Raw genomic sequence first — 22,935 nt, forward strand, 5'->3', positions numbered from 1 at the left:
ACACTCTATGAAATGCAAGAATACTCACTTTCGGACATGATCTTTAGAAAAGATAAGTCTTCTCACCTTGATAATATAAATTCAGTACATGAAGTGCTCTTGTACAAGCTGTGTATAGCTGTAAACGATCTTCTTCACCACAGTAATTATCTGTGTTTACATCATAAATTATTACAACGTCAAATTCTAAACCTTTTGCAAGATAAATCGGGATAATCACAGTGTCACATATATACTCGTCATCCTCATGTATAATCGCATTTACATGTACTCTATCTTTTAACTGTGCGTAGACGTATTCAGTTTGCTTCACTGATTTTGTGATAATACCCACTGATTTATAGCCATTTTCTTTATAATGTTTTACATCTTTTATAATGCGTTCAAAAATTTCCTCTGAATCGTTAAAGCTAACAACTTGTGGTAACTCACCACTTCTTTCTACACATTCGTCTTCTATAGATTTTTTAAGAATATCTCTAGAAAATTTTATGATCTCAATGGTTGAACGATAACTTTTGTTCAGTGTAATTCTAAGTGTTTCCTGTCTTGGAAAGATCTTTTCAATCAGTGCATAATCGCCAACATTCATATAGGGGTTGATGGATTGGTTAAGATCGCCCAGAATCGTGATGTTAGCATGACTAAAAAAGTGATATAAAATATCATATTGTATAGCGGTGTAATCCTGAGCTTCATCAATAATTACAAATTTTATGTCAGTCGTCTTTGGTAACTCTCCAAGCATCACTTTTAATAGTAACAGTGGCGCTTGATCTTCATAGTAAAGGATGCCTGCGTTTAAATTCTCTATTGTATACTTCTTTATCTGCTTAATTTGTTCTACCGAAAAACTTTCAAAAGAAGATTTATTTAAGTATTCTTTTGACCTGTATAAGTTTCTATAAAGTTCAACAAAATTACAATTAGTCATTCTTTCAATTTCATCCAATATTGATTTAAGCTCTGCATTTACAAGTGCTTTACTTTTAATCGTAAGTTCTGTTTTATCGATTATAGATGATGATTTTACAAGGCGCTTAGCTTCATCTTTGATTCTTCTCTTCTTATAAGGTTCAATTAAAAAGAGCATACGTTCTTTGATCTTTTGGAGGCGTCTTTTTAATGGTAAGTTCGCATATTCTTCAAAGAACAAAACTTTAATTTCCTCAGATGAAATAATGACTTGATTGTTAAAAACGATATCTTTAAAATTCCTATCTTTACTGGAAATTGCTTCAACATATTGTTTTAAGATTTCATAGAATTCTGGTGATGACTTGAGTTTGATACTACCGACTCTGATTTGATAGTAATCATTCTTATCTGCACCAAATATATATTCCATCATATCACTGTATTTTTCTTTTCTAAATGCTGGGCCTAGTGCTGCGTGCATGTAGTCAGAAAAAGTTGTCTGTGACATGTTATCTTCACCAAGTTGTGGTAGTACATTTGAGATATAGTCATTAAAAATGCCGTTTGGTGAAAAAATCAGGATGTTTTTTGCAGTGATTGTTTCGCGGTGCTTATATAATAAATATGCGATACGATGTAGTGCTACGGAAGTCTTACCGCTTCCTGCTGCCCCTTGAACGATCAGGTGGTTATAAGCTTCATTACGAATCACCTGATTTTGTTCTCTTTGTATGGTTGTGACGATGGCTTTCATCTTCTGATCAGTATTTTTACTCAGCATATTTTGAAGAATCTCATCGTCGATTTTAAGGTTGCTGTCAAACATGTATTCCATATTGCCATCACTGATCTTATATTGTCTTTTGAGTATAATTTCGCCTTTTATGATGCCATCTGGACAATCATACTGCGCCTCACCAATCTCATAGTCATAAAACATGCTAGAGATTGGTGCTCTCCAGTCATAGATCATAAATTCACAATTTTCTCTAATGAGGTTTGAGATTCCAATATAACATTTTTCAGTTACTTTTGTATTTTTCTCATCAAAATCAAAGCGACCAAAATAAGGCGATAAAAGGATGCGCTCAAATTTTTCTTCAAGTTTAATGGCAAATTCATTGCTTCTTTTTTGGTTTTTCATGGTGTTAATGTAACTCATAAAATCTGCAATTTGTTCTAATCCGTTGGAGATAGAGACTGAGCCCAAATCTTGCCACATCTCCTTTTGTGTCTCTCTTGTATCTGTTTCTAATCTATCTTTCATAGAATTATTTTCATCTAATTGTTTTCTTGTTTCTCCGAGGACCTCCTCAAGCCATTCAATTTCACTAATCCATTCCTGATCGTTGAAATTCATGTAATTCCCCTTTCATCTTATAATTCGTGGCGCTTAAATAAAAAAACTGTTGACATTGCATTTTGTAAAGTGTATAATAATATTGGATATTAATATTTTGAGGTTTGTTCTTTACGAACCAAATTTATTTTATCCTTTTTTATTTGCTCTGTCAAGTATAAAAAGCCACCTCAGCATGATCTTCATCATTTGCCAAGGTGGCTTTATTAATTACAACGCCGTTATTTACTTTACTAAAATTTCTTTCCTTTAAGCCGCTTTAGTCTAAAAAAGTCTTCTCGTTCTTTCTCCTCTAACGACTCTTCAATCCATTTTGTCATTTCGACATACTTTGGTATCTGAATTTTATCAAGTGCATTGGCACGTTTACTTGTCTGTCTAATCTCGATTGCCAACCTAAAAACAGCATTTTCAACTTCAGCAAGTTTATACATCAGTTCATGTACTTCACGCATCTTTACAACAGTGATATCTATTGCTGAACTTGTTCTATAGAAACCATAATATGGTTTAAGGGGCTGTTCTTCAGCTTTTATCGTAGGAATTTCGACATTCATGATACTTTTATTGAGTATCTTTATATTTTCATCTTTTGGAATTGATAAAGCCGCTTCTGTAACTGCACTTGCTCCCATGGTTATATTGGCAATATTAAGCGCAGCATAAACATCAACGAAAATTTCGTCAATCTTGATCTGCAGCTCTTTTACCTCTTCAATCATGGTCATCATCTCTCGAACCAGCACACTTCGCTTTTTATCTAGAAGCTGATACCCTTGCTTTGAAAACGCAAGTAAAGACTTTGATTTCATTAAGTTGGCTTTGGTTGGTGTTAATTTCTCCATCCAATCATCTCCTATGATACTTACTTATCGTCTCGTCATCTAATCGATCTAAAGCCTCTAGTGGTAAAATCGATAATGTTTTCCATCCCAGATCCAAGCTCTGAACAATAGTTCTTCGATCAGAGAAACCTTGATTCAAGAAAGTATTCTCAAACATCTTTCCATATTCAATATAAAGTTTATCTAGATCTGAAAGATCAGATTCACCTATGATCTGAGCAAGAGACCGCACATCCAGCACTTTAGAAAATGATGAAAAAAGCTGATTGGCAAGATCAGGGTGATCTTCTCTTGTATACCCTTCACCAATACCATCTTTCATAAGTCTTGATAAAGATGGCATTACATTTATTGGAGGATTGATATCTTTGTTTGCTAAATCTCTTGAAAGTACGATTTGTCCTTCTGTGATATAACCTGTTAAATCTGGAATTGGATGCGTGATATCATCATTTGGCATGGTGAGTATCGGGATAAATGTAATTGAGCCTTTTTTATCCTTAAGCATACCAGCTCTTTCATAGATAAATGCCAAATCAGAATATAGATATCCAGGATAACCTTTTCTACTTGGAACTTCTTCTTTTGCAGATGCAATCTCACGAAGGGCTTCACAATAATTGGTCATATCGGTCATAACAACTAATATATGCATATCCTCCTCGAAAGCTAAATATTCAGCTGCTGTTAAAGCACATTTTGGAATACTAAGTCTTTCAGTTACAGGGTCATCCGCATAATTCATAAACATCACAACATTATCTAGAGTTCCACTTTCTTCAAATCGCTCAACAAAGTAAGCACCTTCATCTCTAGTCACTCCTATTGCCACAAAGCATACTGCAAATTTTTCTTCAAGTGCTGAGGCAATCTTAGCTTGGCTAACGATTTGAGCAGCCAGTTCCTTATGAGGCAATCCATTTCCAGAGAAAATCGGGAGTTTTTGTCCTCTAATTAGAGTACTAAGTACATCAATAGACGATATACCCGTCTCAATATAGTCTCTTGGATATTTTCTAGAGACTGGATTAATTGGCCTTGAATTAATGTTGTACGATTTACTTGAGTAAATCGGTCCACCACCATCAATTGGGTTTCCGAGTCCATTGAACATTCTACCCAATATATTCTTTGACAGATTAAGGGTCATGGACTCCCCAGTGAATCTAACACTTGCATTCACTGTACTCAGTCCTGAGGTGCCTTCAAATACTTGAGCAACTACCATGTTTTCATCTATGGTAATCACTTTACCTACCCTTTGCTCATTTTCAAGTTTTATCTCAATAATTTCACCATACTTAGCTTCTTTAATGCCTTTCAAGAAAATGAGTGGTCCTTCTATTTTGTCTATTTTTAAATATTCTTTAAACATCACATCACCTAATTGTATTGCGCTAATAAAGCGTCGTAGTAAGCATCAGTCTCTGCTATCAAGTCTTTAAGTCCTTCCAAATTATCGTTTGGAATGTTATATTTCATCTTTACAATTTTCTCAAATAATTCTACATCCCTAAGTCGCGACATAGGAATGTCTTTTTCAGCACATTCATTTGCTCTCACGTAGAGATGCCATACCACTTTAAGCATTTTGTATTGCTTTTCAAGTGGCACAAAAGAATCATCTTTATGAAATGCATTTTGTTGTAAGATTCCTGTTTTAACGATACGAGCAATTTCAAGAATTAATCGTTGCGAATCTGGTAAAACATCTTCTCCAACTAACTGAACTATATCAAGGAGCTTACTTTCTTCTTGGAGCAATCCCATAATCTTGTTGCGATGTTCAATCGCATCATCAGCAACATTATCCGAATACCATTCGCTTAACATCTTGATATAGCCACTATAACTCGTAAGCCAATTGATTGCGGGATAATGTCGTGCATATGCTAACTTACGATCTAATGCTAGAAAAGCATTGACGTAGCGTTTGGTATTTTCAGTAACAGGTTCTGAGAAATCACCACCCGCTGGTGAAACTGCACCAATAATAGTGATAGAACCTTCAGATCCGTTTAATGTCGTCACATAACCTGCACGTTCATAGAATTCCGCCAATCTATAAGATAAATACGCAGGGTAACCTTCTTCAGCAGGCATCTCTTCTAGACGACCGCTAATCTCACGTAGTGCTTCTGCCCATCTAGAGGTAGAATCCGCCATAATAGCGACGTGATATCCCATGTCCCTATAGTATTCAGCCATAGTGATGCCAGTGTAGATACTTGCTTCACGTGCTGCTACGGGCATATTTGACGTATTGGCAATCAGTACCGTTCTCTCCATAATCGCTTTGCCTGATTTTGGATCAATTAGTTTCGGAAATTCTTCCAGAACATCTGTCATTTCATTGCCACGTTCTCCACAACCTATATAGATGATGATATCTGCATCAGACCATTTGGCAAGCTGATGTTGTGTCATCGTTTTACCTGTACCAAATCCACCAGGAATCGCAGCAGTACCACCTTTAGCTATTGGGAAAAAAGTATCTATTACTCTTTGACCCGTAATCAAAGGTTTGGAAATCCTCATTCTTTCCCCAATAGGTCTAGCTTTTCTAACCGGCCATTCTTGATACATTTTAACATCGGTAATTATTTCATTTTTATCTTGAATTTTTAGTAATATATCTTTAAGTGTATAGTCACCTGTTGATTCAGCAAAAGTAACAACACCCTCAACGCCTGGTGGAATCATGACTTTATGCGTCACTAAACCAGTCTCTATAACTTCTGCAAAAATTTGACCACTAATTACAATATCGCCTACAGAAACTTTCATCACAACATGCCATTTTTTCTCAAAATCAAGTGATAATAAACCTATTCCAAGCGGCATAAAATCACCACTCATCTCTGCAATCTTATTGAGAGGACGACCAATACCATCAAAGATGTTACCAATAAGTCCAGGACCAAGATTAAGCGATAGCGGCGTCTCAAGTCCATAGATGGTTTCACCTAGACTTACGCCTTCTGTTTCTTCGTAAACCTGTATGGTACCTACATCACCGTTTAATCCAATCACTTCAGCAATCAATTTATCTTCACCGACTAGAACCATTTCTCTCATCTTAAAATGGCCCATGTTAGTGCCTTTGACAACAGGTCCGTTGATGTATATGATACTGCCTTCGTTATGCTTCATCACAAACCTCCTCAGATGAGTCAAATAGTGAATTTATTAAACATCCAAGGTAATCATCAATTTGATCAACTTCACTATTAAGTGTATAATCATATTTTTCACGGGCACCTTTTATCACGTAAAAACCACCTAAAAGTTGATCATCTATAATTGTATCATACTGTTTTGGTACAAGCTCAAGGTCTGAAGTATTAACACCAATTACCAGTGCATCATTTTCATCAAATTTAGAGAGTGCTTCTGTAAATTTGTGATTAAAATAGGTTTTATATTCTTCAGTTTCAGACTCTTTTTGCAATTTTTCCATGACTTCAGATTTAAACTGTTTCAAAATATCATGTTTTTTTACGAGTACTTGATTTTGAACTTCTGATTGCGTCTTTGAAATCATTCTTCGTTTTTTTTCTTTCGCTTTTTCCTCAATATTAGCCAAATATACATTACGTTTTTTTTGACATTTGGTTTCCATATCATCGAGTATTTGAGCGTGTTTACGATTGAGTTCGTCCAAAAACTTTCGATCATCAGATAGATTTTTTTCAGTTACCATTTTAGAAAATAATTCTATTTTCTTTTCAACTGTTATGATAGTATCACCTTCTTTACAACTTTATTCCAATAGAATTTTTAATGTACTTCATGATATATTCTTTATCTTGTAAACCTTCTGGTTCAGGCACTTGTATGATCAAAGTGTCTTTTCTAAGCAATTTTAGATCCATTATCATATCCTTGAGTCTGTTATGAATGTTTTCAGAAATCATGATCAGGCCAATTGATGGATCTTCTAAAAGCGCTTCGATCACATCTTTGGCTTCTTCATCAGATCCAATCAGTTTACTTTCAATACCGCCAAGTCTCATGGCAGTTTGAGTTTCTACTTTTTCACACAAACAATATGATTTCATTATAATTTACCTAATATCAGTATAGAAATAATCAATCCATAGATTGCAATACCTTCAGCTAGTCCAACAAATATCATCGTTTTACCTAATATTTTGGGATTTTCTGAAACTGCTCCAAGTGCTGATGAACCAACACTACCAACAGCATATCCAGTGCCGATTGTTGCAAGTCCAGTAGAAAGTGCTGCTGCAATATAGCCAAGACCTGCTGAACTATTAGTCGCTGTAGTTGTTGCAGCTGCTGCAGTTGCACCAAATGTTGCACCTGAGAAAACCGAGATAGTGCCACCCAACAATACCACTACAAAGCTGATTACATTTGCACTTAAAACAACTTTGATTTTTCTATTTGCTTCTTCCACTGATGGCTGAAAATAATAATAAACGCCAAGTCCAATGGTAGCTGCAATAATTATCACTAGCATAAACACAAAAATCATAACACCCTCCTATAATTTATCTGGGGTAAACAAAACCCCATCACCAGTATAATATTTACTAAATAACTCATAGTAAAACAATCTCAAACCTTGAATAAATACAACTAAGCCTTCAAGGCCTATAATGATAATATTACCAAGAAAGAACATCGCTATATTGCCTCCTGTACTGCCAATCATTGTTGCCAAAGTATGAAAGGCAATAAAAAGACCAACATGATTAAGTGCAAAAGCGCCTACTCTTATAAAAGAGATTGTATTGCTTATTATACTTAGAAATGTCTCAAATAAGTTGAAACCACTTTCTATATAGTATGAACTTGCATTTTCTTCATATAACCGTTCTTCTTTTTTGATCTTGTTACTGATTGGTTGTTTAAAAACCAATAATATAACGCTGATTAATATCAAAACATAAAGTAGTTGACTTGGAATAACACTTATGTTTGTCATTTGTTTTAGTACTAGTAGTAAGATGGAGGATAACAGCACCACTCCATTAATACCATTTCTACCAAAGACGCCTTCTTCAAGATCTCCAAGTCTAAGTTTGTTGACAATGCTATAACCATAGCTAATAAAGACTAAAATCACACCTAGTACGATGGAGGATATGAGCATTGTGTTAATGTTCTCCATTGGTCTAAGGTAAATAGGTAATGGTAAAATGCTAGAAATTACATTTTCGTATCCAAAAAACGAATCATAAATAATTCCAAAAAACATTGAACCAATCCCGATTCTAGTTAAAATACCACTAAAGTCCGCACTGACTTTTTTCCTTATGAGAAGTCCTGCCAAGACGATAACCATCCCTTGTCCCAAATCTCCGAACATCGCACCAAACAAAAGGATATATGCGAGTCCAAAAAAAAGTGTGGGATCTACTTCGTTGTATGAAGGTACGCCGTACATATTGACGAGCATCTCAAAAGGCTTAAAAAAGGCGTTGTTCTTTAAAAATGTTGGCACCGGAATGTTAGAGGAAACCTCATTCGATTTCTTGTAAGTCACCAATGTTTCCGGTGGTTTCTGTAGGGTTTGATCTATCTTATCCGTGAACCCTTCTGGTACCCATGAAGATAGATACGCAAAATTTTCAGTGACTGCTACTTTCGTCCTAACTTGATCAATTCGATTTTCCATGATCAGTTTTGAATAAAGTATGTCCATAAAATTACTTTTTTCTTTAATGTCTTTTTTTGTGAGTTCTTGAATTTCATCAAGTCTTTGATAATGTTTAGTCAACTCATTTTTGTTGTGCTCTATCATCCTTTTGGGAGTGCTTAGAAAAGCATCCTTTAAATCAATCTCCACAAAATTAGTTGATCTTAAAATCCTCCCCATTTCTACATCAAGACTCTTAGGTGATAAAATCAGGTTTACCTCTTTTTCTTCATAAGTCCCAACGTGTAAAACAATTGCTTTAATGTTATCGTAATTCTGTGAAATACGTTTTGCTTTCTCACGCGTTAGAAATCCAAATTTTAATGTGAAATATTTTAGTTCAATCAATTCCCGAAGATCAATATCAATATTTTTCATACACTCTATGACTTCGAGGTTTCTTAATGACTCAATTTCACTATTAATTTGAAGAACCTCATTGGTTTGGTTTTCAAAATTTGTACACAACTTTTCAACGTCATCTTTGATTTTCTCAAAGTCATGTTCACCATACATATGTTTTTTATGAACCGTAGGTTTATAGTTTAAACTCATCATCGTTGTTTCAAGCTTTTGAATAACTTGTTTTATTTCCTTATTTTCTTTCAGAGGAACAATATCCTCCATATCTAGAATTTCATCAGCGTTTTCTTCGGATATGCCAATGCTAAAATCACCTTCATTAATCTCTAGAAAGGTGTCTATAAATTCACATTTTTCTAGCAAAATCATATCTCTTATTGTTTCATCTAGTCTATCCCGAGGACAGACAATATTTGCCATCGCTAGTTTTTTTATAGCCAATTATCGCTCCCTCCTCAAGTCTCTAATCAAAAGTTCGCTAATATTATTTGCATGATACTTAATGCCTTCTAAAATTGTAAATAAATCTCTAATTTCATATTCAAATTTAAAAAGCAACACTACAGGCAATACTATAGACAAGCCAGGTTTCTTAGTAAAATTATCTAGCTCATAAAATAATTGCCTTTCCATAGCACGCTCCATCATGTAATCTTCATCAGCGAAAATATCCCTATAATCACCACTGGAAACCACTTTCTTAAAATCATCTAATGCCATGTAACAGAATTTTTTTAGTGCCTTATAATCATATCTTTTCCCACCATTAAGTGTAAAGTTAAATAACTCTTCAGATGAGATGTCAAAGTAATTACGCCCTCTAAAAATCCATTGAACATTTAGGATGTCAATATTAATCCCAAGTAATTCTAACATTAATTTTCTATCATTGCGGCTCAAATGAATGATTGAATCGTATAATATGTTAAAATAGCCTCGATCCAATACCATCTCCATATGGAAAACCATGCTAGTTGGTTCATCATCAATAAAAGCATCCAAGGTTGAATAATAAGGTGTATCTTTGATTGCTTCTAGAAACTCATGAGTATTTGTTGATTGGTTTAACACATCATAATCCAGATTAGAATATAAGTCAGATGTGATTAAATGACTCTGAATACTATCGAGTTTTTCATTTCTCGATAGTGCTCTAAGGTAGAGTTTTAAGTTCTCCACTTCGTACCTCATGAACAATGCTTTAAAAAAATCTCGATATTCATCAATATAAAAGTGATACAGCTTTTCATATGCACGAAAGAAATGTCGTTTCATCGTCACTTCGTTGGCTTCGGTATCGTCATTTAGTTCATTAAAAATCAAACTGTAATGCGTATGAAGTCTTAGATAATCCATCACTTCATTCACTGTTTCTAGTTTTAGAAGTTCATGATAATCTTTATCTTTTAAAAGCTTTCCGAGCATGGCATTCGCTTTGGCATTTGCTGCCGCATGCGTTCCTACCTTGTCCATTATGACCCCCACTTATCCACAGATAATTTACTTAAAGCTTTCTTAATCATTTCCGCTTTGTTCTCTTCAAAGCGCTTTTCCATTGAAGTTAAGTTAACCGAACTATCATTTTGAATTTTTTCAGTTTCTAACACTGCTTCATTTAAAATTCGTTCGTACATTTTTTTACCATGTTCAACTTGTCTAGTGTTAGAATTTTCTTCGATTTCAGAGATGATGTTCTTCAGTTGACTTTTACGCTCTTCTATTTCGCCGCGTAATTTTTGAACTTCTGCATCTGTTTTTTTGTCAATATCAATGATTTCATGCAGCACCATTTCTATTGATTTCGCATCCATTTAAACACCCTCTTTGTTTTCAAATTTGAACGTCTTAAAACTTAGTACATATTGTATGTACCCAATTTTAATTGTATCTAAATAGTTATTTCAAATAATTATTTTATGAAATAACATATTCTCTTCTTATATTATAAACCTACTTTTTAAAAAAAACTCCTATTTTTAATGAACAAGTAATTATTTATCACTAATTCATCAAAAATAGGAGTCTAAGATTGATACTACTTAAATTATTTTATCTACTAGAAAATCAAGAGACCAAGTGCGATGATCACACCAGCATAAAGCAAATCAATTAAACAGAATCCCATAATATCACGCGCCCCTAAGTTTGCTATTCCAAGAGCTGGTAATGCCCAAAATGGTTGAATCATGTTTGTCCATGCATCACCCCAAGCTATAGCCATAGCAGTTTTGGCTGAACTAACGCCTAACTCAAGTCCAGCTGGCATCATGATCGGACCTTGTACTGCCCATTGTCCGCCACCTGATGGTACAAAGAAGTTAACGATCCCTGCACTTAAAAATGAGAATAATGGGAATGTCGTTTCATTTGAAATGGAAACAAAAGCTTGAGATATCACACCCGCAAGTGAGTTGCCTGTTGCAACACTAACACCAGTCATCATTCCCATAATACCAGCATAAAATGGAAACTGAAGGATAATACCAGAAGTACCTTTTGCTGCAGCAGAGACTGCATCTAAGAACTTTCTTGGTGTTTTGTGTAGTAATATTCCTAGGAATAAAAATATAAAGTTTACAATGTTTAAATTTAATTCGAAACCAGCTGTAGCAAAATAGTAGATGATATATGCAAGTCCCATAGCACCAATTAACATTGATAGAATCATACTATTTTCCATCTTATCAGCAAAAGTATCACCATGTTTAATCGCTTCTCCAACGATAACTTCGTCCTCTAACAACTTAGGATCAATAGTTACAACATCTTTGGGACTTGGATGCATCGCCCTATTAACAAACGGTAATGTGAACAAGATTACAGCGACGATGATTAAGTTCCAATAAGAAAAAATAGTTTGAGATGTGCTAATTGGATCGACAAGTGCACCTTTAGTTGCTTTAACAAGTGCATCTCCACCCGTAGCAAGTTGTAGTGGAATTGAACCCGATATACCAGCATGCCAAACTAAAAATCCTGAATATGCTGATGCTATTAATAGTCGATAATCTACACCTTTTACAACCTTAGCAAGTTGTTTTGCATAGAGTGCACCAACTACTAAACCGAATCCCCAGTTAATCCAGCATGCAATTGTTGAGATAAAAGTTACAGCTACAATCGCTTGTAACGGGGTCTTACATGGTTTTGCTAAAGCTTCTAGTGCTTTTTTTACGATTGGTGTACTAGCTAGTGTATGTCCCGTTACTAAAACTAAAGCCATTTGCATTGAGAATGCCAATAAACTCCAGAAACCACCTGCCCAGTTTTTCACCATCTCTAGTGGACCTGCTGCAGTTGTGATCATTCCTGCTAAAAAAACAATTAGCGTTAAATAACTGCAAATAAAAATGGGTCTGGTAGGTAATTTTGGACGAGTTTGACACATCCACGTGTTAATTTCTTAAACATTTAATTCCTCCCCTAAAATATAATAATTGCTACATTTTTACTTAAGCAAGTATCATGCCTCGTATTTTATCGACTAAAATTGCCTATAAATGCTGTATAAACAGGTATTTATTAATATATTCATCCCGTTCAATAAAAAAAAATTTTGTTCATACAAGATTCATAACAATTTTAAGTAAATATTTGTTTAAACAATACTATAAAAAAGAACGATTTAACTGCTTTTGTATCCGTATAGCTACACTCGTTTCAACTAAAGTGTAACTTATTTTTTACATAAGAACATCTCATTTGAAATATGTACTGTTTAGTTTACTATATATATTATTCATTTTGATTATGACCCTATACGAAGTTATGTTCATGTGAAATAATGTATATGTACTAATAATGTATATGTACTAATAATTTATATGAAAGTATGGAGGTCATTATGAGTTTTAATATTGGTTACTCTATCTTCCCATCAACTTGGAAAGAAAATAAACATAATCTCGAAAAACTTTTTAGTGATGGAAGTGCAATCTTTACATCGCTGCACATTTCGGAAGAATTTAACGACACCTACGCTGAAAATGTGATGGAGATGCTTACTCATTTTAAACAAATTGGCTATCAAATCATTGCAGATATCTCACCTAGAACACTTCCGATTTTTGGCTGTAACTCAATCTCTGATTTACATCAAAAGCTACCAATAGATATCGCACGCGTTGATTATGGATTTTCACTTGAAGATGTATTAGATGCCTCTAAAAACGTCCCTATTTGTTTAAATGCGTCCACTTTAACCACTAAGTGGTTACAGAAAATTAAAGAGACTCATCGTAAATTCTATGCGATGCACAACTACTATCCAAGACCAGAGACAGGACTTGATGCTGCTCAATTCGATAAAAGGAATCAGATCCTTACTACTAATAATATAGAGATTATGGCTTTTATTCCAGGAAACTTGAAAAAAAGAGGACCTATATATGAAGGCTTACCTACACTTGAATCGCATCGTCACCTATCCCCATATGCTGCATTTGTTGAGATGGTCCTAAAACATAATATCTCATGGGTATTTGTGGGTGATGGGATGATCAGTGAAAATGAGATGAAATTAATTGAACGTATCACTAAATCAAATATTTATACAATTCCCACTGTATTTCAAAGACAATTTGCTCATGAATATTCAGCATTATTCTCTAAAGATTATTCGATTAGGCCAGATTCACCAGCAAATTTAATTCGATTTCAAGAATCTAGGGAGTATGCAACTCAAGGGACGCAGATAAAGCCATGTAACTGTGTCGCACGACAAAAAGGAACACTTACAATAGATAATGAATTATATGGGAGGTACTCAGGTGAAATACAATTAACACGTTATGATTTTAACGCTGATCAACGTGTTAATGTCATCGGTCATGTTCCTAACGACTATTTTTCAGTTTTAGAAGCTTTACCAAACGGGGCAAAATTTAGAATCACTTCTTTTTAATTTCAAATAAAAACCCCATTTTATCTCACGATGAGTAAAATGGGGTTTCATTTATTTCCAGTTAATTACAGCTGATTTTCTCGGTACTGTTCTTTGATATGATACAGCTGGATGTCCAATTACCATACAAGTAACAACTTTTTTGCCATCTTTAAGTCCTAAAAACTCAGAAATTTTTTCGTTTCCAACTGAAGCTCTTGTCATAAATCCACTAAAGAAAGTTCCAAGTCCAAGTGCATTGGTCATCAGTTCCATATTAGAAGCTGCTAGTGCACCATTTACATCTGAATTAGCAGTAATAACCACAACAAGAGGTGCATTAAAAAACAACTTATCTTTTGTTGAATCTACTTTATACTCTTCATGCATTCTAACCCACAATTTTGCGTAAGGCTTAAACATTTCAAACTGTGGATTTGGATCTGCAAGGATTTTCTCCCCTGACACTTTAAGTGATTCTAATGTCAATTCTTTTAGCTCGCTTAACCCTTCTCTAACAACAACATAAGAAACGTCTTGAAGATTACTACCTGTTTGTGTAAATCGACCAGCATCAATTATTTTCATAATTTGAGCTTCATCAACTTCTTGAGGTGTAAATTGTCTTACTGTTCTTCTGAATTTGATAAAGTTCATAAGTTGTTCTTCATCTATAGCAAAAGATTCTTCATTATATTCTTTAACTTCACTCATATCATAATCGTCCATTGAAACTGCATCTACTGGACAAATTGCGATACAATGACCACACTTTATGCAACGTTTGTTTTGCATTACTGCTTTACCCTCAACGACTTGAATATCCCTTGGAAAGCAATCTTTCACGCATTTTCCACAACCTATACATTTCGCATCATTAACATACATCATAAATTAATTTTCTCCCTTATTAAACTCAATCTCTATATAGTTTTGTATACTTAATACAAAGTGATTCATTAAGGGATTATATCATATATCTAAAGTTTCTGTCTAACCGTTTTTACTTAGTTGCTACAAGGCCATATAGTTCAGTACCAAATTCTAGGCTTTTTTCTATTCTAAATCCTAGCTCAATTAGCATTTTTTTTGTTTCTTCTACTGAAATACGATGCTTTAATGGTGGTCCCTCAGGCATCTCAATTTTTTTCCAGTCGATAATTGCCACTTTACCATGTTCTTTAAGTATTTGCTGAATATGTCTTATAAATATTGTCTTATCGTCAATTTCATGCAACACATTTACGAGCAGGACAAAGGTAGCAACACCCTTAGAAAGTTTGAAATCGTATTCATCCGTTAAAATAGTTTGTATATGATTCTTACCAGTAATCTCGATTTCACGTGCTTTTAAGTTTATAAGCATGTCACTTGACGTATCAAGTGCATAAGTAGGTACAAGTCCTTTTGTTATTTCTTGTGAAGCAATAGTAAAGTAACCTATTCCAGCACCAATATCTACTAGAATATCCTTGGCTTCAAACCCTAGTTTTTCTAGTGTTTCAACCGGTGGTAATTTATCTCTTCTTTCTGGGTTATCTAATTTATCCAAATGTTTAGGATTGAATTTATGTGCCACTTCGAACCTCTCTCTCTCTCTTATATTTGTGATTGTTCTTTAACAATTGTTGTAAGTGTTTGTACTGGACAAACTGCACACCATGATCTGGGTCTGTATAAAACACCTAGTATCATACCAACCACGGTTGATGTAAACATAATCGAAAATATCCTATAACTTATATGAGACAAGATTACAGGTATCTCTATCGGTATCAGCTGTGGTAATTCAAACGGAATTTGAAATACGATTAAAAACCTAACAAAATTCATAGGTGGAATGTTGTTTTTTGCCACCATATAAGTTGATAATACAATAAAAACGAGATTGATACAAAAAAAATTTAAAACCAATCTTTTAGTATCCTTGCTATATAGCCACTTTGGAGGCTTTAAATCAAATGAAATCTTTTTAAATAACCTAGTAAACAAGTTTGCTCTAGGACAGTATGTTGTACACCAAAGTTTTTTCCCAGTTTTAACTACCATATAAAAAGGTGTAATTACACAAATTATACCGAGAAAAGCAAATGCAATATTCACAAAACTAAGCGCAAAAAATAAAATGGTTCCGATAAATAATAAATTAGTCCAATTGATTTTACTAGTTGTCACGTAAACCTCCTATAAGATATTTGACAATTCTATCAAGAGGACTAACTAGGGTCAAGGGACTTGGTCACAGTGAAGCTTTTATTTTCACAATTGACAATATACCTATTTCTGTTAAACTTAATTCGATTCTTTGTATCATATTACTTAGAAAGTGAAAGGGAAACTCATGAATAGTAAAATTAATTTATACGAGATCACCGATGGAAATTTCTATGGTATCAATGATTTAGTAAAAGCCGATACAGGTGGCTGTGTTGATTGTAGTTCTTGCTGCTATGGTGTAGGAGAATTAGTAATTCTAACACCATATGATGTCTATGAAATGTCAAGCTATCTAGAATTATCATTCGATGAGTTGTTAATTGATAAGATTAAGTTGCAACATGAAAACAAAATCACTTTACCACATTTAAATGTAATATCAGATTCTGATAGGTGCTCTTTTTTAAGTGAAAGTGGCAGATGTCAAATCCACGCTCATAGACCTAGTATCTGTAGACTTTTTCCTCTAGGAAGAGTATATGAAGATGATGATTTCAAGTTTTTCTTACAAACAAATTCTTGTGTCAAAGAAAATCTTACATCTATAAAAGTTGAAAACTGGATTGGAATCTCAAACTATAATGAAAACAAAAAATTCTTATTGACTTGGCACAAGCTATTAAAAGCTCTGAATTTCAGAGTGAAATTTATTAGAGATGAACAAGAACTAAAAGCGATCAATACAGACTTACTCGATACATTTTTTAAAATCAGTCATGCAAGTTCCGCTCAAAAACATGATGATTTTTATTCAGAGTTTTATGCAATTTTACCAGAGGCAAAAAAAAGACTTGGTATACTATAACGACAAAGATTAATATATAACAAAATGAGGGCTATAAATACCATTAAAAAGTATTTAATAGCCCTCATCATTATATTGGCTTATTCACTATATAGTCTTTCTCTATTTAATTGATGCATCATAAATATTTTGAATAGATTTATTGAGCATTTCATTGAATGCATCATCACTTTGATTGTCATTTAGACCTTCTGATAATGCTCTTGAGAAACTAGCAATAAGTCCGTGATTTCTAGCAAGTTTTTCGTTTGCTTCTTCTCTTGAATAGCCACCTGACAATGCAACAACTCTTACAACATTTGGAAGTTTCATAATATCAGCATATAAATTATCTTCATCTGGAATAGTAAGTTTCAACATCACCTGACAATTCTCATCCAAAGCTTTCAAATGACTAATAAGTTCTTCTTTTAAAATAGCTTCAGCTTCTTTTTTATTAACTGTATGAATATCTACCTCAGGCTCGATAATAGGTACAAGACCTGCACCACAAATGATCTTACCAAACTCAAATTGTTGAGCTACTATTGCCTTAATACCTTCTTTATTGACTTCGTTGATTACTGAACGCATCTTAGTTCCAAAAATATGTCGCTCATTTGCACGCGTTAAAAGCGCTTCTAGATCAGGAATCGGCTTCATTAATTGAACGCCATTTTTTTGTGTATCTAATCCTTTATCTACTTTTAAAAATGATACAATGCCTTTCTTTTCCCAAAGATAGTCTGCACTATACAATCCTTCTACTTTTGAATCCATTGTCTTCTCAAACAAAATAGCTGCAAGGATTCTCTCTTTAGTAAAAGCTGGACTTTCCATAATTCTCGATCTCATCTGATGAACAAGTTGAAACATTTCAGTTTCATCTTTGTAAGCATCTTCTGATATACCATATGTTTCAAGGGCCTTGGGTGTACTCCCGCCACTTTGATCTAGCGCAGCAATAAAACCTTTATCATTCTTCATTCTATCAAATTGTAATTTTTTCATAAGAACCTCCATTCTTTTCGTCAATAGTCTTATACCCCAACTCTAAGTTTTTAACACTAATACTATTGTAATTATCTATACTAGGTATATTCTATGAATGAAATGTTACTTACAATCTTTAATCTGCTCTAAATTAACTTCGCTTTCAAGTATGTCATATCCCGTTTTCACCATTGTACATATCGTTCTCTCTAAATTTTCAAAAGCAAACTCTGTTTGAGTAGCAGATGCAAATTCTCTTGTATGAGATACAACTTCCGCTTCTGAAATCTTGAATATGCTATGAATTGTTGGAACAACATGACTAACGTTGCCAGCATCTAATGAACCAGCTCTTTCTCGCTCCAACTTGATATCATCAATTCCAAAACATTTTGCATTATTAAAATAAATGTTACTCAATTGCATATTTGAACGAAAATTGTCATAAGGTTTTTCATAATAGCAGATACTCATCTCAGTTCCAGCACCAAGTGATGCACCTTTAGCACAATTGATTAATCTAGTTTTTAGATATTCTACAGTTTCTTTTTCGTTGGCCCTGACATAAAATCTAGCTACGGCTCTCTCCGGCACAACGTTTGCAGCGACGCCCCCTTCAGTGATAATTCCATGCACTCTTGCATCTGAAGGCATATGCTCTCTAAAAGCATTGAGATTATTGAACGTGTTGATCACTGCATCAAGTGCGTTGATGCCTTTTTCAGGACATGCAGCTGCATGCGCTGTTTTACCAATAAAGGTGAACTCTATTGCAAGCATTGCAAGCGAGCCGACTGTAGCATAGTTTTGATCACCAGGATGTGTCATAATTGCAACGTCTATATCGTCAAAAGTACCCTTTTCAGCCATATCGACTTTTGCACCGTTGTTTTCTTCGGCAGGTGTTCCTAATAATACGACTTTACCACCCACTTTATCAATTAATTCCTTGGTAGCAAATGCCGATCCAAGACCTGCTACACATATTAGATTATGGCCACAACCATGTCCTATTGCAGGAAGAGCATCATATTCTGACATATAAGCAACTGTTCTTCCAGGTTTTCCACTATCGTATGTTGCACGAAAACAAGTGGGGATATCTAAATATTGTTCTTCAACATCAAAACCTTCTGCTATTAAACGATGTACCAATTTATCATAAATTTGATATTCTTCATCACCAAGCTCTGGGTGGTCATACATCCAATTAGAAATTTCCTTTAACTCAGGCATAAGTGTCTGTACTTTGTCTTTGATTAATTTATTGATCATGATGTCCTCCAAAATATTGATTGATTTATTATAACATATAGAAAAATACTACAAACAAAAAACAGTGCGTATCTTTCGCACTGTCTTTTTATCTTTTATAGGTAACCCATGGTTTTATCTCTACCACTTGCTTTTGCATTATATAAATTATTATCAGCAACATCTACCAGACGACTTGCCAAATTTGAAACCGTTAGACTCACGTCATCTATATAATTACCATCAAATTCAGCAATCCCTGCACTAATCGTAATCCTTGCGCCATTATTGATATGATCGACTTCCCTTATTTTACATCGTATTTTTTCAGAAATCGCATAGCAATCTTTAAGAACAGTGTTCGGTAAAATGACCATAAACTCTTCACCGCCATATCTTCCAACAGTATCTGTAACCCTTGTTAGTTCCTTTATATAACATGCAATTCCTTGTAAAGCTTCATCACCCTTCACATGTCCATATAGATCATTTATAATTTTAAAGTGGTCTACATCAAAAATAATAATTGAGAATGGCAATTTTTTTCGTAAAGAATGTCTAATTTCCTCGTCAAGTTTCTCATAGAGATATTTGTAATTGTATAATCCTGTTAGCCCATCTGTATTGACTTGACTTTGTAATTCCTTAAATATCGAATAGTTAGGCTCTTTGATCCCTTTTACAATTATTGCTTTATAGATAAAGTAGAACGAGATTATTTTGAAATAGTGACCCATCATATTTAAAAAATCATAGTTGCTTGTATAGAGTGTAAAAGAAAGTTCTGATAGAATCGTAAAAACGATTGAAGTAAAGATGAGTTTGTATATCAATTTATCAAAATGCTTACGATAATAATACGCTATTCCTAGAGATGCAAGTAATATCAAGGATATAATATATTCACTTACTATTTTAAACTGAGTAAGTCCAACACCATCAATATAGCAAATAGGAAAAACTTTCAAATAAAAAATACTACTTATGATGATCACTGTGGTTACAAGGTAAACAAAAAATATTAAATATGTATTAATTTGTTTTTTAAAATTTAAAAGCAAAAAAGAAACAAATATTGTAATACTTTCCAAAAATCTCGTAGCAATCCAGAGCTGATTTGCATAATAATCATAATCTCTAAATATATTCATGCCCTTATACGATAAGGTATGTAACAAATCTAAAAAACCAATAAATAGATAAGCAACTCCCATTATTATTAAGAAGTTATTTCTAAGAAATTGCTTTGAATTCCATGTTAGCAAATATATAGTAAATGCAATACAAATACTGAATATTTCAGCTATCGCATGAAACAATAAATAATTCTTTCCACTTGTAAAGTTTAAAAAAACAAGAACCATTATAACAAATATGAAATTTATAATTTTTTCTTTAGTCAATGTCATCTTTCACCCGCCTTAACGTTATGAATTATTTGTACCACAAATCATATTGAATTAAGCAAAATAAAATATAAAGAGTTGAATGATCTGCTACATAAAGTAACCACATCATTCAACTCTAGTTTACTAACGCAAACTGTCCAGTTCTTTTAAATCTTCAATTAAGGTCGCTTCATTACTCTCATTGATTAGAGTATTCACATCACTACTTTCCGATCCTTTTAAATAGTGATCAAAAAAGGTTTTAGTATACTGAATTGTAGTTGTAACGGATTGATTACTCCTTTGAAATAAGGGACTAATCAATGGAATGTCAGTAAAACTGTAGTGGTTATAACCCTCAAATAAAACAAAAACAAAGTTCTTAGTCGATTTATCCTGCATCGTTTTCAAGTTAGCAACAACTGAAGTCACAAAACTCCGTGTTTCTTCATTATCAATAGATGTATCGTCCATGTAATCTAAAGTTTGTGATGCACTCATATAAAGAAGTGGTTGAGAAATGCCATCTTCAACTGCCTTTCCCCATAAGCCCCCATCATAGCTTACACCGACTTTTATATAGGGTTCTCTTGCCATGGTTTCTACGATAGTTGCACCGCCATATGAGTGACCTAGCATGCCAACTTGATCAAAATCTACCTGCTTAACTATTTCTCTAGCATAAGTTAATAACTGATCACTCTTTAGATATTGAATTACAAATTGAAGGTCTTCCGTTCTTATATTAATTTCCCTTTCATAAAACTCATCCTTTGATGTTACCTCCAGCTGCCCATCACTTCTATACGCAATCGTACCATCAGTATACGCAACATCATTTGAAGTGTATGGATGATCTACACCTATAACAACATATCCTGAACTAACTAATTCTTCAATTACAGCAGTATTTTGAAATCTTGTCGAGTTGTTACCTGGTGAAAATATGATCAAAGGATACTTCGTATCTAAAGGTAAAACTTTTGCATCGATATACGTATGCGTATTAATATTTGAAAAATAACCAAACAACCAATCAGGTACATTTAAGACACTATTTAATGCCTCAGCAACTTGCTTTGGATACGTTTGCAGTTCCAGATTTAAATCTTTTTCAGCGGGATACCATACCTGAACCATTAATTTTCTATGGTCTCCGACTTCTTGCGTATAAAATTCTTCTCTGTTTGTATCTGTTACTTCAAATGACATGGTTCCAATAGCAAATGAACCGGTAGGTGTTGGTAAACTAAAATTGGGAAACAAATATAATGTGATCAAACTGACTACAAACCAAACGATGATGCCGCTTACTTTTATAGTCACAATTAGTTTAGATCTCTTCATTAATTTTGAATCTGTTTTCTTTACTACTTTAAATATTGAACTCATAAAAGATATAATAATTATGAGATAAGAAGGAATCAATATAGCCCTAAATCCCCACAACAACTAATATCACAGTATACATCAGTTACCTTAACCTTTCTAGTTCGATGCCTAGAGTTCTAATTACTATCATCTCTAAAGCTTCATCATACTTTTTCCGCTTGGTATTATCCTCTTGGTGGTCAGAAATAACAAAAAGATTAGGAATTGAAAGAATTGCACTTAACAATAATTCTGCTGTTTCATAAGGATGTTCAACTTGGAAAACCCCCTCTTCAATTCCTTCTTGAATAACACTTGCGAACGGAGAAACATATTCTTGACCGAGAATCTTTAGAAACTGATATTTCTGAATATCATTTGAACAAATCATTTGAAAATAATTCAAAATTTCACTTTTTTCTTTATATGCACTATTTCTAATGGGGATAAACTTTAATAACTTATCTATTGCGTTAAGTTGATCATCTTTAAGGATCTTCTCCGCTTCAATCAATAATTGATCAGAAAGCATGTGCATACTTTCAAGTATAACTTCTTCTTTAGATGCAAAATAATGATAAAATCGTCCTTTTGAAAGTTTTAAAGTATTTAAAATATCATCTAGACTAGTATTTTCATATCCCTTTTTCATAAAAAGCGCTTCAATCTCAGTCGTTATTTTCCTCTTTTGATTTACAAAATCTTTTTTAGTTCTAGGCATAATTTTACTCCTTTTCAAAATAAACAGACTAAAGTTTGTTTATTTATATAATATATCACTTTTATTCGTTTATGTAAACACACAATTTAAAATATGAAATGAGTAAGTCTTTTTCTGAAATCAGTTGCAATGTCATCCTATTTAAAGCAAAATAATAGATAATCCCCTCTT

20 protein-coding genes and 1 pseudogene are annotated in these 22,935 nt (G+C 33.6%); 2 read left to right on the forward strand and 19 right to left on the reverse strand.

Annotated features, from left to right (window positions below; genetic code table 11):
- Window positions 1-43: 43 nt before the first annotated feature.
- The 11 genes and pseudogenes from helD to QE109_RS14285 all read right to left on the reverse strand — a co-directional run bounded on the left by helD (window position 44) and on the right by QE109_RS14285 (window position 12,565).
- On the reverse strand, window positions 44-2,278 hold the full coding sequence (gene helD, locus QE109_RS14235) for an RNA polymerase recycling motor HelD (protein WP_281095212.1): 2,235 nt from the start codon (window positions 2,276-2,278) through the stop codon (window positions 44-46).
- Window positions 2,279-2,511: 233 nt separating this feature from the next.
- Window positions 2,512-3,123: a V-type ATP synthase subunit D gene (locus tag QE109_RS14240; RefSeq protein WP_281095213.1), complete on the reverse strand. Its 612-nt coding sequence runs from the start codon at window positions 3,121-3,123 to the stop codon at window positions 2,512-2,514.
- Between the two features lie 4 nt (window positions 3,124-3,127).
- The gene (locus tag QE109_RS14245; RefSeq protein ID WP_281095214.1) at window positions 3,128-4,498 is read right to left on the reverse strand and encodes a V-type ATP synthase subunit B; all 1,371 of its coding nucleotides are present in this window, start codon (window positions 4,496-4,498) and stop codon (window positions 3,128-3,130) included.
- A gap of 8 nt (window positions 4,499-4,506) precedes the next feature.
- Entirely contained in the window at window positions 4,507-6,276 is a 1,770-nt protein-coding gene (locus QE109_RS14250) for a V-type ATP synthase subunit A (protein WP_281095215.1), read from the reverse strand.
- Window positions 6,266-6,826, reverse strand: coding sequence for a V-type ATP synthase subunit E (locus QE109_RS14255; RefSeq protein ID WP_281095216.1), 561 nt, complete (start codon window positions 6,824-6,826; stop codon window positions 6,266-6,268). Before QE109_RS14255 ends, QE109_RS14250 begins: the two co-directional genes overlap by 11 nt.
- A 52-nt stretch (window positions 6,827-6,878) precedes the next feature.
- Window positions 6,879-7,184, reverse strand: a complete 306-nt coding sequence (locus QE109_RS14260; RefSeq protein ID WP_281095217.1) for a V-type ATP synthase subunit F — start codon at window positions 7,182-7,184, stop codon at window positions 6,879-6,881.
- Window positions 7,184-7,624: an ATP synthase subunit C gene (locus QE109_RS14265; RefSeq protein WP_281095218.1), complete on the reverse strand. Its 441-nt coding sequence runs from the start codon at window positions 7,622-7,624 to the stop codon at window positions 7,184-7,186. Before QE109_RS14265 ends, QE109_RS14260 begins: the two co-directional genes overlap by 1 nt.
- 9 nt (window positions 7,625-7,633) lie before the next feature.
- Entirely contained in the window at window positions 7,634-9,595 is a 1,962-nt protein-coding gene (locus QE109_RS14270; protein ID WP_281095219.1) for a V-type ATP synthase subunit I, read from the reverse strand.
- Window positions 9,596-10,627, reverse strand: coding sequence for a V-type ATPase subunit (locus QE109_RS14275; RefSeq protein ID WP_281095220.1), 1,032 nt, complete (start codon window positions 10,625-10,627; stop codon window positions 9,596-9,598).
- Entirely contained in the window at window positions 10,627-10,965 is a 339-nt protein-coding gene (locus tag QE109_RS14280) for a hypothetical protein (RefSeq protein ID WP_281095221.1), read from the reverse strand. Before QE109_RS14280 ends, QE109_RS14275 begins: the two co-directional genes overlap by 1 nt.
- Window positions 10,966-11,210: 245 nt before the next feature.
- Window positions 11,211-12,565: pseudogene (locus QE109_RS14285) on the reverse strand (short-chain fatty acid transporter).
- Between the two features lie 433 nt (window positions 12,566-12,998).
- Between QE109_RS14285 and QE109_RS14290 the strand changes: the two are divergent.
- Window positions 12,999-14,057: a MupG family TIM beta-alpha barrel fold protein gene (locus QE109_RS14290; protein ID WP_281095222.1), complete on the forward strand. Its 1,059-nt coding sequence runs from the start codon at window positions 12,999-13,001 to the stop codon at window positions 14,055-14,057.
- Window positions 14,058-14,108: 51 nt separating this feature from the next.
- Here the strand turns inward: QE109_RS14290 and QE109_RS14295 are convergent, their stop codons facing one another.
- From QE109_RS14295 to QE109_RS14305, 3 genes are all read right to left on the reverse strand, one after another.
- On the reverse strand, window positions 14,109-14,927 hold the full coding sequence (locus tag QE109_RS14295) for a nitroreductase family protein (RefSeq protein ID WP_281095223.1): 819 nt from the start codon (window positions 14,925-14,927) through the stop codon (window positions 14,109-14,111).
- A 112-nt stretch (window positions 14,928-15,039) separates the two neighbouring features.
- Window positions 15,040-15,615 (reverse strand): class I SAM-dependent methyltransferase, encoded by a 576-nt coding sequence (locus QE109_RS14300; RefSeq protein WP_281095224.1) that lies wholly within the window; start codon window positions 15,613-15,615, stop codon window positions 15,040-15,042.
- A 20-nt stretch (window positions 15,616-15,635) separates the two neighbouring features.
- On the reverse strand, window positions 15,636-16,211 hold the full coding sequence (locus tag QE109_RS14305) for a hypothetical protein (RefSeq protein WP_281095225.1): 576 nt from the start codon (window positions 16,209-16,211) through the stop codon (window positions 15,636-15,638).
- Window positions 16,212-16,377: 166 nt separating this feature from the next.
- On the opposite strand from QE109_RS14305, the gene QE109_RS14310 reads away from it, so the two are divergent.
- Window positions 16,378-17,058, forward strand: coding sequence for a YkgJ family cysteine cluster protein (locus QE109_RS14310; RefSeq protein ID WP_281095226.1), 681 nt, complete (start codon window positions 16,378-16,380; stop codon window positions 17,056-17,058).
- A gap of 102 nt (window positions 17,059-17,160) precedes the next feature.
- Here the strand turns inward: QE109_RS14310 and QE109_RS14315 are convergent, their stop codons facing one another.
- The 5 genes from QE109_RS14315 to QE109_RS14335 form a co-directional block, all read right to left on the reverse strand.
- A complete protein-coding gene (locus QE109_RS14315) occupies window positions 17,161-18,048 on the reverse strand; it encodes a fructose bisphosphate aldolase (protein ID WP_281095227.1) in 888 nt (295 codons plus the stop codon).
- A 105-nt stretch (window positions 18,049-18,153) separates the two neighbouring features.
- Window positions 18,154-19,305 (reverse strand): M20 family metallopeptidase, encoded by a 1,152-nt coding sequence (locus QE109_RS14320; RefSeq protein ID WP_281095228.1) that lies wholly within the window; start codon window positions 19,303-19,305, stop codon window positions 18,154-18,156.
- 95 nt (window positions 19,306-19,400) lie between these two features.
- Window positions 19,401-20,693, reverse strand: a complete 1,293-nt coding sequence (locus QE109_RS14325) for a sensor domain-containing diguanylate cyclase (RefSeq protein ID WP_342637160.1) — start codon at window positions 20,691-20,693, stop codon at window positions 19,401-19,403.
- Window positions 20,694-20,816: 123 nt separating this feature from the next.
- Window positions 20,817-22,064 carry an alpha/beta hydrolase family protein gene (locus QE109_RS14330; RefSeq protein WP_281095229.1) on the reverse strand — a complete coding sequence of 416 codons (1,248 nt, stop codon included), beginning with the start codon at window positions 22,062-22,064 and terminating at the stop codon, window positions 20,817-20,819.
- Window positions 22,065-22,146: 82 nt separating this feature from the next.
- A complete protein-coding gene (locus QE109_RS14335) occupies window positions 22,147-22,764 on the reverse strand; it encodes a TetR/AcrR family transcriptional regulator (RefSeq protein WP_281095230.1) in 618 nt (205 codons plus the stop codon).
- Window positions 22,765-22,935 lie beyond the last annotated feature (171 nt).

This window comes from Fusibacter bizertensis (assembly GCF_029914245.1).
Classification (GTDB): Bacteria; Bacillota; Clostridia; order Peptostreptococcales; family Acidaminobacteraceae; genus Fusibacter_C; species Fusibacter_C bizertensis.

Excerpts from the sequence above, each read along its gene's own strand:
- helD (WP_281095212.1), bottom strand. The coding sequence starts at position 2,278 with ATGAATTTCAACGATCAGGAATGGATTAGTGAAATTGAATGGCTTGAG.
- QE109_RS14240 (WP_281095213.1), bottom strand. The coding sequence starts at position 3,123 with ATGGAGAAATTAACACCAACCAAAGCCAACTTAATGAAATCAAAGTCT.
- QE109_RS14245 (WP_281095214.1), bottom strand. The coding sequence starts at position 4,498 with ATGTTTAAAGAATATTTAAAAATAGACAAAATAGAAGGACCACTCATT.
- QE109_RS14250 (WP_281095215.1), bottom strand. The coding sequence starts at position 6,276 with ATGAAGCATAACGAAGGCAGTATCATATACATCAACGGACCTGTTGTC.
- QE109_RS14255 (WP_281095216.1), bottom strand. The coding sequence starts at position 6,826 with ATGGTAACTGAAAAAAATCTATCTGATGATCGAAAGTTTTTGGACGAA.
- QE109_RS14260 (WP_281095217.1), bottom strand. The coding sequence starts at position 7,184 with ATGAAATCATATTGTTTGTGTGAAAAAGTAGAAACTCAAACTGCCATG.
- QE109_RS14265 (WP_281095218.1), bottom strand. The coding sequence starts at position 7,624 with ATGATTTTTGTGTTTATGCTAGTGATAATTATTGCAGCTACCATTGGA.
- QE109_RS14275 (WP_281095220.1), bottom strand. The coding sequence starts at position 10,627 with ATGGACAAGGTAGGAACGCATGCGGCAGCAAATGCCAAAGCGAATGCC.
- QE109_RS14280 (WP_281095221.1), bottom strand. The coding sequence starts at position 10,965 with ATGGATGCGAAATCAATAGAAATGGTGCTGCATGAAATCATTGATATT.
- QE109_RS14290 (WP_281095222.1), top strand. The coding sequence starts at position 12,999 with ATGAGTTTTAATATTGGTTACTCTATCTTCCCATCAACTTGGAAAGAA.
- QE109_RS14295 (WP_281095223.1), bottom strand. The coding sequence starts at position 14,927 with ATGATGTATGTTAATGATGCGAAATGTATAGGTTGTGGAAAATGCGTG.
- QE109_RS14310 (WP_281095226.1), top strand. The coding sequence starts at position 16,378 with ATGAATAGTAAAATTAATTTATACGAGATCACCGATGGAAATTTCTAT.
- QE109_RS14315 (WP_281095227.1), bottom strand. The coding sequence starts at position 18,048 with ATGAAAAAATTACAATTTGATAGAATGAAGAATGATAAAGGTTTTATT.
- QE109_RS14320 (WP_281095228.1), bottom strand. The coding sequence starts at position 19,305 with ATGATCAATAAATTAATCAAAGACAAAGTACAGACACTTATGCCTGAG.
- QE109_RS14325 (WP_342637160.1), bottom strand. The coding sequence starts at position 20,693 with ATGACATTGACTAAAGAAAAAATTATAAATTTCATATTTGTTATAATG.
- QE109_RS14330 (WP_281095229.1), bottom strand. The coding sequence starts at position 22,064 with ATGAGTTCAATATTTAAAGTAGTAAAGAAAACAGATTCAAAATTAATG.
- QE109_RS14335 (WP_281095230.1), bottom strand. The coding sequence starts at position 22,764 with ATGCCTAGAACTAAAAAAGATTTTGTAAATCAAAAGAGGAAAATAACG.